This window comes from Dyadobacter sp. HNCC25DJ185 (assembly GCF_056895195.1).
In genome coordinates, this window is sequence record NZ_JBXHAR010000002.1 from 331,224 (window position 1) to 345,420 (window position 14,197).

General features: G+C 47.0%; 12 protein-coding genes. 5 read left to right on the forward strand and 7 right to left on the reverse strand.

What is annotated here, in order from left to right; genetic code table 11:
- The first annotated feature begins 33 nt into the window (after window positions 1–33).
- The 5 genes from AC1XUF_RS06750 to AC1XUF_RS06770 are packed head-to-tail and all read left to right on the forward strand — an operon-like array spanning window position 34 to window position 5,375.
- Entirely contained in the window at window positions 34–1,458 is a 1,425-nt protein-coding gene (locus AC1XUF_RS06750) for an MBL fold metallo-hydrolase RNA specificity domain-containing protein (protein WP_483340910.1), read from the forward strand.
- Window positions 1,459–1,489: 31 nt separating this feature from the next.
- The gene (locus AC1XUF_RS06755; RefSeq protein ID WP_483340911.1) at window positions 1,490–2,443 is read left to right on the forward strand and encodes an acetyl-CoA carboxylase carboxyltransferase subunit alpha; all 954 of its coding nucleotides are present in this window, start codon (window positions 1,490–1,492) and stop codon (window positions 2,441–2,443) included.
- Window positions 2,444–2,449: 6 nt separating this feature from the next.
- Window positions 2,450–3,085, forward strand: coding sequence for an HAD family hydrolase (locus AC1XUF_RS06760; protein ID WP_483340912.1), 636 nt, complete (start codon window positions 2,450–2,452; stop codon window positions 3,083–3,085).
- Window positions 3,075–4,274 carry a site-2 protease family protein gene (locus AC1XUF_RS06765; protein ID WP_483340913.1) on the forward strand — a complete coding sequence of 400 codons (1,200 nt, stop codon included), beginning with the start codon at window positions 3,075–3,077 and terminating at the stop codon, window positions 4,272–4,274. The genes AC1XUF_RS06760 and AC1XUF_RS06765 overlap by 11 nt, the downstream gene beginning before the upstream one ends.
- A 57-nt stretch (window positions 4,275–4,331) precedes the next feature.
- On the forward strand, window positions 4,332–5,375 hold the full coding sequence (locus tag AC1XUF_RS06770) for a phosphotriesterase family protein (RefSeq protein ID WP_483340914.1): 1,044 nt from the start codon (window positions 4,332–4,334) through the stop codon (window positions 5,373–5,375).
- 3 nt (window positions 5,376–5,378) lie between these two features.
- On the opposite strand, the gene AC1XUF_RS06775 is transcribed toward AC1XUF_RS06770, so the two are convergent.
- From AC1XUF_RS06775 to AC1XUF_RS06805, 7 genes are all read right to left on the reverse strand, one after another.
- Window positions 5,379–6,674 (reverse strand): sensor histidine kinase, encoded by a 1,296-nt coding sequence (locus AC1XUF_RS06775; RefSeq protein WP_483340915.1) that lies wholly within the window; start codon window positions 6,672–6,674, stop codon window positions 5,379–5,381.
- A complete protein-coding gene (locus AC1XUF_RS06780; RefSeq protein WP_483340917.1) occupies window positions 6,671–8,044 on the reverse strand; it encodes a sigma-54-dependent transcriptional regulator in 1,374 nt (457 codons plus the stop codon). Before AC1XUF_RS06780 ends, AC1XUF_RS06775 begins: the two co-directional genes overlap by 4 nt.
- Window positions 8,045–8,162: 118 nt before the next feature.
- Window positions 8,163–9,329 (reverse strand): ABC transporter permease, encoded by a 1,167-nt coding sequence (locus AC1XUF_RS06785; RefSeq protein WP_483340918.1) that lies wholly within the window; start codon window positions 9,327–9,329, stop codon window positions 8,163–8,165.
- A gap of 40 nt (window positions 9,330–9,369) precedes the next feature.
- Window positions 9,370–10,611 carry an ABC transporter permease gene (locus tag AC1XUF_RS06790; protein WP_483340919.1) on the reverse strand — a complete coding sequence of 414 codons (1,242 nt, stop codon included), beginning with the start codon at window positions 10,609–10,611 and terminating at the stop codon, window positions 9,370–9,372.
- Between the two features lie 50 nt (window positions 10,612–10,661).
- Window positions 10,662–11,324 carry an ABC transporter ATP-binding protein gene (locus AC1XUF_RS06795; protein ID WP_483340920.1) on the reverse strand — a complete coding sequence of 221 codons (663 nt, stop codon included), beginning with the start codon at window positions 11,322–11,324 and terminating at the stop codon, window positions 10,662–10,664.
- Between the two features lie 14 nt (window positions 11,325–11,338).
- A complete protein-coding gene (locus AC1XUF_RS06800) occupies window positions 11,339–12,784 on the reverse strand; it encodes a TolC family protein (RefSeq protein ID WP_483340921.1) in 1,446 nt (481 codons plus the stop codon).
- Window positions 12,785–12,788: 4 nt separating this feature from the next.
- Window positions 12,789–14,033, reverse strand: coding sequence for an efflux RND transporter periplasmic adaptor subunit (locus AC1XUF_RS06805; RefSeq protein ID WP_483341283.1), 1,245 nt, complete (start codon window positions 14,031–14,033; stop codon window positions 12,789–12,791).
- Between the last annotated feature and the right edge of the window lie 164 nt (window positions 14,034–14,197).

A 14,197-nucleotide genomic window follows, 5' to 3' on the forward strand; every position in this document is an offset into this window, starting at 1 on the left:
ACCCCAATATAATATTCACACCCCTTTTAATATATGAAATTGACATTTTGGGGAGCTGCACAGCAAGTTACAGGTAGCATGTTTCTCCTGGAATCAGATGATTACCGAATACTGATTGATTGCGGCTCTGACTTTGACTTGGACGAGATTGGTAAAAGGACCAGATATGAAGAACAAAAGGGTGTCTTTCCCTTTGAACCAAGCTTAATCAACACCGTACTTTTAACACACGCACACATTGATCATTCAGGCAATATCCCTAATTTATACAAAGAGGGATTTGAAGGCCGGGTGGTTTGTACAGAGCCTACCCTTGCGCTGACTTCGCTGCTGCTAAAGGATGCCGCAAATCTGCATCAAAAACGCCTGAATGCCCGGAACGGCGCTTCAGGCAAGAAACGTGGCAAAAAAGCAAAAGAAGTGCCGAGAGACTACTTTGTGGAAAAACACGTGCTGGAAGCCATGGAAAACTTTGTCCCGGTTTCATTTGCGCAGAGATATCGCATTGCCGATAATGTTACCGTTACATTTTATGCCGCCGGACATTTGCTTGGTGCAGCCCACATTGTCGTGGAAGTTTATGAGGAAGGTCAGAAAAAAAGGCTATGCTTTTCTGGTGACATCGGCCGGAAAAATTATCCTCTCTTGATCGATCCTCAGGAAATCCCACAGGTCGATTATCTGATTTGCGAATCAACTTACGGCAACCGCCTGCACGAAAGTAAGGACCTGCCGGTAGATGCGCTGGCCGATGTGATCCGTCGGACCTGCATTGACATTCCGGGACGCCTGATTATCCCCTCTTTCAGCGTCGGGCGGACCCAGGCATTGCTCTATACTTTGAACAAGCTTTACATGGACAAATCGTTTCCATATATCAAAGTGTTCTCGGACAGCCCGTTAGCCCACAGCAGCACCAAAGTTTACCAGCGTCATGTAAGACTTCTGAACAAAGAGGCACGCAATTTTCAGGAGGATAACGATATGCTTTTCGATTTTGAAAACCTGATTTACCTGGAAAGTTCTGATGCCAGCCGCGCGGTTTCCAATTATAATGAACCGTGTATCATTATATCCTCTTCTGGAATGGTACAAGGAGGACGGGTAGAGCAGCATGTGGAAGCAAACATAGGCAATCCCTATGCAACCATTCTTATGATCGGTTATGCCTCTGAGGGAACACTGGGATGGCGGCTGCTAAACGGGCAGGATACGATTTCTATCCGCGGAAAGCAATTGCCCGTCTTGGCTAATATTGAAAAAATTGACGTATTTAGCGGCCACGGAGACCAAAGTGACCTGGTTAAATTTGTCGGGATGCAGGACCCGGAAAAACTGAAAGGGGTTTTCCTAGTTCATGGGGAGCAGCAGAGTATGGCTGAGCTCCAAAGTATTATTGAAAAACTAGGCTATAAATCTGTAGAAATACCGGAGAGGGGTCGCACCTATGAACTTTAAGACCCGCTAGCCAAACCACAAGAACCTGAATATGAGAACATACCTGGATTTCGAAAAACCTATGTCCGAGCTCGAACGCAAGCTCGAAGAAATGAAAACATTAGCAAAGGAAAACAATGTAGATTTTTCCGATGCCATTTCCTTACTGGAAAATAATATTACAAATCTTCGAAAAGAAATATTTGAGAACCTTACGCGCTGGCAGCGTGTACAGCTCTCGCGTCATCCCGATCGTCCGTATACATTGGACTATATCGAACTGATCTGTGACGAGTTTATCGAGTTGCACGGCGACCGCCAGGTGCGCGACGATCCGGCTATCATTGGCGGTTTGGCCAATGTGGGAGGCCAATCGTTTATGCTGATCGGACAGCAGAAAGGACGAAACACGAAGCAAAGGCAGCACAGAAATTTCGGGATGCCCAATCCTGAAGGTTACCGTAAGGCACTACGCCTGATGAAACTGGCCGAAAAGTTCAACAAACCTATTGTTACCCTGATCGACACACCGGGCGCATTTCCCGGCATGGAGGCAGAAGAGCGCGGACAGGGCGAGGCCATCGCCAGGAACCTTAAAGAAATGTTTATGCTGAAAGTGCCGGTGATCTGTATTGTCATTGGCGAAGGAGCCTCCGGGGGCGCACTGGGCATAGCGATCGGCGACCGCGTACTCATGCTCGAAAATACCTGGTATTCTGTGATTTCTCCTGAAAACTGCTCCGCAATCCTGTGGAGAAGCTGGGATTTTAAAGAGCAGGCAGCCGAAGCAATGAAAATTACAGCCAAGGATATGAAGAAGAACAACCTTATCGACGGTATTATCGCAGAACCGCTGGGGGGTGCGCATCTCGATCACAAATGGATGGCTGAAGAATTGAAAAAGGTAATACTTGAAAATATCACTGAACTTACTGCTATTTCAGAGCAAGACCGGATTGACCAGCGCATTGAAAAGTTCTGCGCAATGGGTGTTGTTGTTGAATAACCTGTCATGAAAAACACGCAAATCAAAAACATCATCTTTGACCTGGGTGATGTAATCCTCAACATTGACGTTCCGGTAGCATCTAAATCATTTGCCGAGTTGAGCGGAAAAGAGCAAAGCGAAATCCTGACCATATTTAAAGAAAACGACCTTTTTCGACAGTTCGAAACTGGCAAATTGGACGAAAATGGTTTCAGGGACTTCGTTCGGGAGATACTCGATTTCTCGGATCTGTCCGATGAAGCGATTGATACGGCATGGAACAGCCTGCTTCTTGATTTGCCGCCCGAGCGTGTGGAGCTGCTCAAAAAGCTATCCGAAAAATACCGCATATTCCTGCTGAGTAATACCAGCTCAATCCATATTACACAGGTTAACAAAATCCTTGAAGCTTCTACAGGCATCAAAAAACTGCATGATCTTTTCGAAAAGGTATTCCTCTCCTACGAAATGGGCCTGATGAAACCGGATGTGAAAATCTATCAGAAAGTACTCGAAGAGGCAGGTCTTGAAGCGGAGGAAACTTTGTTTCTGGACGATAATTACGACAACATCCAGGCAGCCTCATCGATAGGGATTGATGCGATCCACGTTCAAAAACCGGTCACCATCCTGGAATATCTGAAAGACTATGCAGTCTAACACGCGCACTTACCTCATTCAGGCGCTCCTTTTTGTGGTAACCGTAATCACTACGACCATGGCTGGTGCAGAATGGATGTTCGGCAACATCTTTTCGTTCATCTATGACTTTGTTGTTTTCCTTGGCGGAAGCAGTGAAAGCGCGGAACTTCCTGAGAACACAAAATTCATGGGTTGGTACCAGTTTGTTCAGGGATTTCACTTTTCGATCCCCTTCCTGGCTATTTTAACGATTCACGAATTCGGCCATTATTTCGTCGCGAAATACCACCGCGTGAAAGTGACGCTTCCTTATTATATCCCATTGTGGTTTGGGATATCGCAAAGCATTGGCACAATGGGTGCCTTTATCCGGATTAAGTCCGTCGTAAAGTCACGCCTCAAATTTTTCGATATTGGTATTGCCGGGCCGCTGGCAGGTTTTATCGCTGCGCTTGTGGTACTTTTTTATGGATTTACACATTTGCCACCCCCTGAGTACATTTTTAAAGTCCATCCGGATTATGCCCGCTACGGTCTGGATTATGCGCAGTTTGTTTACGAAAAGGCTTCGGGAAACCTGGTTCTCGGAGATAACATCCTGTTTTGGCTTTTTAAAAATTACGTTGCTGATCCTGCCCGTCTCCCTCACCCTTATGAGATCATTCACTATCCGTATATTTTCGCGGGGTATCTTGCATTGTTCTTCACATCTCTGAACTTAATTCCGATCGGACAGTTAGACGGCGGCCATATCCTTTACGGACTGATCGGTAAGAAGAAATTTAATGTGATCGCACCGGTGCTTTTCGGGATTTTTGCTTTTTATGCGGGGCTGGGCTTATTCCGTACGGACTCGTTCGCGACGGGCAGCAACGCGGTATTTTATGAAAGGTTCTTTTATCTGGCGATCTATATCTACTTTCTGTATATCTGCTTCAAAAGAGTGAGCGACAATCCCGCTACGGCTCTGATGATCAGTCTGATCATTGTCGTGCTGCAGTTTGCAGTTTCCTACATTCGGCCTGAATGGCAGGGGTCAACCGGATTTTTGCCTTTTGTGTTTATCCTTGGCAGGTTCCTGGGAATTCGCCATCCAGAAACGGAAGAAGACGTGCCGTTAGATACGCCCCGTGTGATTCTGGGCATTTGTGCGCTGATCATTTTTATCATATCGTTCAGTCCGACTCCATTTATTATCATTGAATAAGGCCTTCGTGATATGACGTATGGAAGGAGCTATTGATGTCAAAAGTCCTTTTTCCGCATGTGCAACGATTCCAGACAAGCTGTGTACCGGGGTTTTTCCCGCAGAAAATTCCTGCAGATCTGCACCGCAACCTCACTTTTTCTGCCAAAAATCAGTTTTGAACAGCCCGTCACGTACTCTGTCAAAGGAAGAATAAATACCGCCGCTCTGGGTCCATGCCTCATTCATGAGCACGTTCTTGTCGACTTTATTGGAGCGGATCACATTACTTCCGATCGTTGGAACCATGGCGACGTGATCAAGAAAGTACTGCCTTACCTGCTGGAAATCAGAAAAATGGGTATCAAAAGCATCATGGAATGCACACCTGCATTCATTGGGCGCGACGTGCGTTTGCTACGAAAACTGTCTGAACAATCGGGATTAAATATCTTGACAAATACCGGCTACTACGGTGCTTCTGATAACAAGTACCTCCCTGCATGGGCTTTTACCGAAACAGCCGAACAGCTTTCCAAAAGATGGATCAGCGAATTCAGAAACGGGATCGACGGTACCGATATCAAACCCGGTTTTATCAAAACGGGTGTCAACAGCGGCCAACTTTCTCCTTTGCACCAAAAGCTGGTAACTGCCGCCGCGCTGACGCATCTGCAAACCGGCCTGACCATTTGTTCCCATACGGGGCCTGCGCTTCCAGCGAAACAAGAAATTGAAATCCTGAAAAAAATGGGAGTTAATCCCAAAGCGTTTGTGTGGGTGCATGCAAATGGTACCCACGAAGAAATGTTGAGCAATGCACAAAGCGGCTGTTGGATAAGTCTGGACGGGGTGAGCGACGATAGCCTGGCCAAAACCGCCGAATTGATCCTTTTCCTTCGCACAAACGGCCTGTTAAATCAGGTGCTTGTCTCTCACGACGCAGGTTGGTACCGCCCAGGAGAACCAAATGGCGGCGAATTCAGGGGTTTCACGACCATATCAGAAAAGCTCATTCCGCTTTTAAAAACAAAGGGATTTACGGAAAAAGACCTGAACCAACTGATGGTCGTCAACCCTGCAAATGCTTTTGCCATTCAGGTCCGCAAATGGCGAAAATGACATTCAGGCACTCATTTCAATAGTAAAAGCTGTCCAGCCGTCAGCTCCTGTTTGTAAAGAGAAACCAAACCCGTGATTGGTCAGAATTTCCCTGGTTAACGTCAAGCCTATTCCCTGACCGTCGGGCTTGGTGCTAAAAAAAGGATTAAACAGCTTAACACCTGTTTCCGGGTTAATCGGCCTTCCATTATTCCTGATCACAATCGTATGCTCCGACGCTTCCAGAACAATTTGGTTCCCTTCTGCACAGGCCTCGATGGCGTTCTTGATCACGTTAACCAGCACATGTTCCATCTGTCCCCTGTCCAAATTCCTGGTTATGATTCCTCCCGGCAACGACATGCAGATTGAGACGCCCTGCTGGGAAGCTGCAGGTTCCATAAATACCACTACATCCTTGATGAGCGTAATGATATCCGTTTCTGAGCTTGTCGGCAGAGGCAGGCGCACTACGTCGGCAAAATTGCGCATGAAAACGGTCAGCCGCTGATTGCGTTCAGAGGCAACCTGTAACGCTTCCCGGATGTCGCTAAAGTCTGTATTGGAAAGCACGTGACTTGTTGTCTGCAAAATAGAGTCCGTCGCACCCAGCGTATTATTCACTTCATGGGCCATCATCCGGATCACCTTTCCATATGCATTTTTCTCCGATTCCATGATCTCGCTGGTTAGTTCCTCGATCATCAGGAATGAACGGCTGAAGCCCTGGTCCATGAAATGCGAACGCTGCACTTTAAAGGTAACCGCCCCATTGGTTTTAACAATCCTCGCCTCTCCGTCCTGCATCCCAGTCAGCTCGGCAAGCAAAGGAAAGCCGGTTTCTTCCAATTTCCTTCCCACCAGCCAACCGCTTTCATTTCTGAATTGCTCCCTGGCTTTGAGGTTCACTGAGGCAATATTCTCGTCGAAATCGAGGATAATGATTGCAATGGGCGATGCTTCAATGAGTTTTTCAAGAAAGAAATGCTGTTCCTGTAATTTCGTTCGCTCTTCCCGGAGCTGGTCGATCATCAAATTATAGACCTCGATCAGCGAATCGACCTCGCCTTTGCCGGTAGGCACAAACTTGATCGAAAAATCCTTGTCTTTGATAGCTTCAATACCGGATCTTACAAATTGGATAGGTTGCATAAAATTTCGGTAAAGTTGAATGGAAGCAGTAGCGGAAAGCAGCAGGAATACCTCTGAGCCAATAAAAAGGGCTTTGTCCTGAAACAGGATTTTATAAACCAGAAACACCAGTACCAAATGCAGGAGCGATATGTAAAGAGTATACCTGGTCTTTGTAGATAGCGTCATGCTTCCTCCGATTCATAAGAGATGCCATATTTGTCCAGCCGCCTGTAAAGCGCAAAACGTGTAATACCAAGCGAGCGCGCAACCTTGCTCACTTTGTTCTGATGAAACTGCATGGCCCTGGTAATCATCTGGAACTCCATTTCTTCCAGTGTGATCGTTCCTACTTCCGGCAGGTTTTTCGATGCTGGTACCGGGGAGCCCAATGTGAGGTTCCTTTGAAAATCGGCGATATCCAGCATGTCCTTCGACGACAACAATACGGTTCTTTCGACCAGGTTTTTCAACTGCCGGATATTGCCTTGCAGCGACAACGTTTTCAACCATTTCAATGCTGCCGGACTTAGCTGCAGGTTGGGGCGCTGATAAATGGCTTTGAGGTTATTGACAAAAAACTCGGACAAGAGCGGAATATCGCCCGGCCGTTCCCGCAACGAAGGAAGCTTCACCGTGATCAGGTTAATGCGATAGTACAGGTCCTCCCGAAAGCTACCATTTGCCACCATTTCTTCCAGGTTCCGGTTGGTAGCGCATATTACCCGCACATCCACCGTCCGGCTTTTGCTGCTGCCCAATGGCTCAAACGTTCTCTCCTGCAATACCCGGAGCAACTTAACCTGGCTGGAAAGATCCAACTCCCCGATCTCATCCAGAAAAATAGAACCTTTATGTGCCATTTCAAAACGGCCCATCCGGTCGGACTTGGCGTCGGTAAACGCACCCCGAACGTGGCCGAACAATTCACTTTCGAATAAAGTGGAAGATATCCCTCCCAGATTCACCTTCACAAAAGGCCGGGACCTGCGTTTGCTATTGGAATGTATCGCTTCGGCAATAAGTTCTTTTCCAGTTCCGCTTTCGCCTGTAATCAACACCGGGGCGTCGGTTGAAGACACCCGGCCCACAGTTTCGAGGATATCCAGCAGTTTCGGGTCCTGTCCCACAATATTTTCGAAATGATACTGCTGTTCCAGTTTCCGCCTGTTCGCAGATTGCGGTGTTTGCGAGGCCAGGTTGAGTATTGTACGAATGGATTGCAGCAAATAGCTGTTCTGCCAGGGTTTGGTGATAAAGTCGATGGCTCCTTCCTTCATCCCCTTCACCGCCAGATCGATAGTCCCCCAACCGGTAATCAGGATCACCGGAATTGCGGGATTGAATTTCTTAATGCGCTGGAGCAAATGCATTCCCTCCTCTCCCGAGGTCTCGATGGAAAAATTTAAGTCCAGCAGGATCAGTTCCGGCGTTGTTGTCCTTAGTATTTCAAAGGTATCCTCTGGCGATCCAGCGCCTTTTACCGTAAATCCCTCATTTTTCAAAAGCAAAGCGAGGGAAGTACGGATGGCAAGATCGTCGTCAACAATTAGAAGCATACCTTCTGGAAAAGGGTTAAAAGGTGAAAAGATTAATAGGTGAGGCGGGCATTTGTAGGTCAGTGGCTAAGGCCGTAACCCGTTAACCCTTCACCTTTTACCATTCCCCTTCACCCTTTTATTCTTCATGTAATGCCACCGCCGGGTGTATCCGCGATGCCTGCTTGCTCGGGAGCCAGGCGCAAAGCGTTACAATGATATAAATTACTATAACTGCCAGGAAAATCGCCATGATGTACACGCCGCTTTCCATATCAAATACGTTCATTAAAGGAAACTGGACTGCGAATATTAATCCCAATATCAGACTAAAAGTCGCCAATACCCATATTTCTCCTAAAAACTGTATGGTAACCCTTCCCTCTGTTGCACCCATAGCGCGTCGCAATCCAATTTCATTTTTGCGTCGCGATATATTCAGGTTCAATATTCCGAACAGCCCCAATGCTACGTTAGTAAGCAAAAATCCACTGATAATGAGAAAGATAACCACAGGAACAAGGGTCAGATTGTGCCGGTTCAAGCGGGAGTCTTTCAGATAACTCACTTCAATTCCCCAGCCTGGAAGCATCATGGCAATTTCCTTAACCAGTCTGGCCTCAAAATGAGCGTCGGTACCGGGGCGTGTTTTGATCAGATAATTGGAATTCCAGGGATGGTCTTTTGGCATCATTTTCACTACCATGGGATTATCCGACATAAACTCTCCTTTGGCTTTGAACCGCTCCACCACCCCTGTCACTTTGAAATACTTGTCATCATCAGCCTTGATCAACTTATTCAAAGGAGACTCGTCCAGGAACAATTTGTCGGCCATTTTTTTGTTGATCACGATCGGGACAAATTTTCCGACCATATCGCCTTCATTGAACCACCTTCCTTTTTGCAAAGGTAAATCAATGGTTTTCGCCAGGTTTGGATCGCTATCATAAGAATCACAAGGGACTACCACTTTTTTGTATGATAAGGAGTTACCTATCTGATTGGCAGAAAACGGCGTATTGCTGCTCATACGCGACGCAGACTCCACTTCTTTGTATGTTTTTAGCCTTTGCATGACACGCTGCAACTTCCCGGCCACGTCAACCGTATCCTGATTGGAAGCAAGTTCAAGGTTCCAGACGTGCTCGTATTCGAAGCCGATCGGCTGAAGGTAATTTCTGACATTGTAAACAATGAGTGTAAGTACTCCGAAAAGAACCAGGAAAGAGGCCCATATCTCAATGATCAGTAAAGAATGGGTGCCCTTTTTATTCCATATGAGCTTGAAAAGATGTCTTAACATAATTTTGAATGATTAACCGGTAACCGGTGCGATGAGTGAATCAGGATTTCAATGCATCTACGATTTTCAACTTGGACATTCTGAACGCGGGCAATACACCGGAGAGCAATCCAAACAAAAGACAAACCGCAATGCTGATCAGAAAGACATTGAAATTGATCGTCAGGTCCGCATAAGCTATCCATCCAGCCGAATTGATAAATTGAATGATCAGGAAGGATAAGCCAAGCGCAAACACCCCTCCGATCATTGTGATAAAGACATTTTCAATGATAAACTGCCAGAGCAATGCTTTGGAAGGCGCACCAAAAGCTTTTCGTACCCCTATTTCCGAAGCCCTTTCGAGTATTCTGCTTACGTTCACATTGACGAGGTTAATGGCCGGCAAACCCATGAACATGATGATAATCAAAGCCACAACCGAATAAAAGAGAACTTTCTGCGTATCGTCCCTTGCAAAGGTGTTCAGGAAATGATCGAAATATTTGTCGGCTCTGACGATCAGGATGGTAAAATTTCCCCCGTCCCGAACCTCTTCCATGGGAATGGATGCAATATGGCTGTTAAACTCCGATTGTATCTCCGGAAAGTCCGAGGCGCTTTTTGCCAATACGATAGCCACGTACCGGCCCCGCATGCCTTTGTTTTCATAATTGCTCTTGGGTGCGGTATAGGGGAAGTAAATGTCAGAATAAGTATATACCCGCGTAGGCGGGCTACCCTTCACCACGCCGATCACCCGATAATTGATATTTTCAATCTCGATGGATTTACCAACAACCGGCCCGCCTCCTTCAAAGTATTGGTCTCGCAGCCCGTCGGTGATCACCGCCACGTGATCTCCATTCTGGATATTGTTCTCATTGTAAGGCTTGCCTTCCAGAAATTCGAAACCCGTCACAAACCAAAAATCGGCGTCGGTATATTTGGTATTCAGCTTTATTTTCTTTCCATTGATATAGGTGTTGGAAAAACTGAAATTGGAAAAGATTGAGACACGCTCAGCGGATTTCAGGGATCTTGCATGTTTTGTCAAAAATGGAAATGAGGCCGGTCCGGTCGACATCGAGGTCTTCGCGGAATCCCGCTGCATCACGGTGCCAATGTAAAGAGACCTGCTGCGGTTCACTTCCGGGTAATGCGCCCCAAACAGATGATCGAGAAAGGAGGTCACGACCATCAGCACCGTAAGGGTCAGGCTGATTCCGAACAAGGTGATGAATGTATAGAAAGGATGCCGCAGCAGTACTTTCCAGGCAATTTTGATATAGTTTGAGAGCATTTCAATGATGGGGTTAATAGTTGTAAACGGTCAAAACAAAAAGTGACACATCACATCACTTGCGTTCCATCGAACAGCCTCACTAATCTGTGCGTCTTCTTCGCCATCGCGTCGTCGTGAGTGACCATTACGATCGTAGCGCCCCCTTCATTGAGTTTTTGAAGGATACCCAGGATTTCGTTACCCATGGCACTGTCCAGGTTACCGGTAGGTTCATCGGCCAGGATGATCTCAGGCTTGCCCACGATGGCGCGTGCAATCGCGACCCTTTGTTTTTGTCCGCCCGACAGCTGTTTTGGAAAATGCTTCATCCGATTGCTCAACCCTACTTTTTCCAATGCTTCCTGCGCAAGTTCCCGCCTTTGCTTACCCGAACTGCTTCGGTAAAGCAAAGGAATTTCTACATTATCGATCACCGACAGGTCGTTGATCAGGTGAAAACTTTGAAAAATGAATCCCAGTTTCTGGTTCCTCAAATGCGCGAGATCCTTGTCATTGTATGTCTCAACCTTACTCCCATCGATTTCGATATGTCCTTTTGAAGGCACATCCAACAACCCCATGATATTTAGCAACGTACTTTTTCCGCAACCCGAAGGTCCCATAATGGAAATGAACTCTCCTTTTTTCACGTCCAGGTTGATGTTGTTCAAAGCAAGGGTTTCAATGGAGCTGGTCCTGTAAACTTTTTCTACGTTCTGTAGTTTAATCATGGCTCTTTTGCTGGTTAGTAACTTATTTTTTGATTGTGTTCAAAGTCATACAATGTGAGCAGGCGCAGGCTGTAGTAAGACTGCCAATAACCCTTCAGTGCTAAGATATAATCCCTGCGGGCGATGTCTTTTTCCTGGGTTGCGATGCCAAGGTCTGTTACGCTCAAATCGCTCAGGATGAACCTGTCTTTTGCAATCTGGTAACGCTCGGCCGCAATGTTATCGGCCAGTTTGGTCAGCTTGACCTGCTTTTGAAGCATTTGCAAAAGGGTAACCTGCGTAAAAATCTCCTGCTCGAAAGTCAGCTTATCCTGTTCCACAGACTGCTGGGCGAATTCCTGGTTAGCCCTGGCTACTTCTGTCCGCGCTTTATTTCGTCCCCAGGTCATGATCGGCAGCGTGAGCTGCAACTCTACAAACTCCCGGTCTTGCGGGTTGACGTAAATTTCCCCCGGCAAGTTTCCCTGGTTCGAAAGTCCAAATGTTGCATTCAATGATGCATTAAGGCCATTTTCCTTTCGGGCATACTGCACATCCCGCTCGGCTTCGAGCAGTTTTCGCCGGAAACCAATGGCCGCAGAGCGGTTGGCAAATGCCTCATCCAGCGCAAGCCGGGTGTCGACATGAAATTCACCCGCTTCCAGAGGTATTTCGAGGACAAGCTCATGCTCATCCCGGGAGCTCATATACATCTTCAGTTTGAGGGACGCCACCGCTGCGGACTGCTGTGCCGAAGCCAGGTCTTTTTGGGCGGTGAGTAAGCCCATTTGAAGCTGTAAAAGATCGTTCTGCGAAATTTTCCCTAGCTGCAGCTTATGCTGTGCGATTTTATAGAGAGTATCATTATTGCTGCGGTTCTTTTCAGCGATCTGAAGATTTACCTGAGCGACGAGCAAATCGAAGTAAAACCCCGTCGCGTCCAATGCGACCTGTTCGAGCGACTGCACAAACTGCTGGTTTCCCTCCTGGTATTTCAGCGGCTGGATCTTCCGGTCCCACTTCATCGCATTGAACATAAAAAGCGGCTGGCTGAACCCGATTTCAAAGGGTATACCATTATATCGGGTCGTGTTTCTCGCAAAATCATCGAAACGCTGCAATTGCTGCTGGATATAGACTTTGCCGCCAGTTAATGCAATGCTCTGGCTTAGCGACAGCGCGACCAATGAGTTATTGTTGGACACCGGCTGAAAGGAAACAGTCCCGTCGGGCTGAACCACTTCGATATAGGAGCGCGTGAAATTTGGCACCGAGCCGGTCAGGCTGAGCTGCGGTTTATAATCCGCCAGGAACGAGCGGTACTGCCAGAAGTTCGTTTTCTTCTGCGTAATCGCCTGTTTGGATGCAATGGATTGCTCTCTGGCCGTTTGCACCACTTCCTGCAAAGTAAGCCTGGTTACCTGGCACCAGGCTGGCTGCCCTGCGGTAAAAAGGAAAGCGAGGATAAAAAGATTTCTCATGGCGTTATTGGATTGAAATCTCTTCCAGGTGCTCGTAAGAATTCATGTCCGTCAGGATCACCTTTTCACCCAGTTTCAAACCGCTTTTGATTTCCACAAAATCAAAATTGGATAAACCCGTCTCAACCTCTCTGCGATAAGCCTTGTTACCCTGCAAAACATAAACAAACTGTTTTCTTTTCCCCGTAAAGGCCGGTCCGTTTGCGACCCGGAGCGTGTGAAGGCTTTTGCTGGTAACCACGTAAACTTCAACCTTCATATTAGGCCTCAGCGATTCGTTTCTCGCATTCTCCAGTTGAATGGAAAAACCAATGACGCCGTCCTTTACAGCCGGCTTCACCTGCGTAACCACGCCTCTCAGCATCGTTTCATTGATCTTGATGATCACCGAAAGCCCGGTTTTAACCTGGTCCGCGTACACGTCAGAGCAACTCCCTTCCACCCTGAAACTCCCCAGATCCGCGACTTTCGCGAGCATTTCGCCCTCGTTGACCGACGAGCCAATGTTTTCATTCACCCAGGTAAGTACTCCCCTGCGGTCGGCAATGATATCGGCCATCTTGAGTTTGTGTTGTAATTCCTGAAGATTTTTCCCTTCTATCTGGGCACCCAGTTCGGTTTCCTTCAGGCTGGCGCTCATCGACTCTCGGTTGTATTTCAGGTCATTTTCAAGCTGCTGCTTTTCCAGTTCCGCAATCTTGAGTGCATTTTCTGCCCTTGTAATGTCTTCGGCCGTTCCGCCGCCTATCTTCATCAGCCGTCTGGCGTCTTCAAAATCAGCTTTCAGCTTATTGATATTAAGCGATTTGATCTTGTCATTGATTTCGGCATCGTACAGGTCCTTATTCAGCTTCATCCGGAGCTGGTCTATGCTGTTGCGCTTTAATTCCAGCTGATCCTGGTAGCGCTCAAATTCGATCTGGGTCAAAGATTTGTCCAGCTCCAGAATCGGCTGTCCAGGTTGTACCTTCGTTCCCGGCGTAAGGAGTATTTTCTTGATACTTGCGCGGATCGGACTGGTGAAAATTTGTTCGTAAGCGGGGATAATCTCTCCGGAAGCCGTCAAAGTATTTTCCACGTCGCCGGTTTCGACGATACCTGTCCGAACCCGCGCGCTTTCCAGCGAGCTCGTCAGCGATTTTCGGAACAAAAATAATAGGGTGACCATGGCGACGACGACAACCACAATGATCAGCCATCGTCGGTTTCTGGTTGTTTTAACTAATTCCGGTGCAATTTCCCGATCCATTACTAATTGACTGGAGGTTTGGAATGATGATTTCATGGCTAATGTGACCTTTTTAACCACAATTCCATACCAAACTATAATTTCCTGTAAATCAATTAATTAATGGATTTTTAAAAAGAAAAAACCGTGCGTTAGCGCACGGTTTGTGTGATTTGGAACCATCA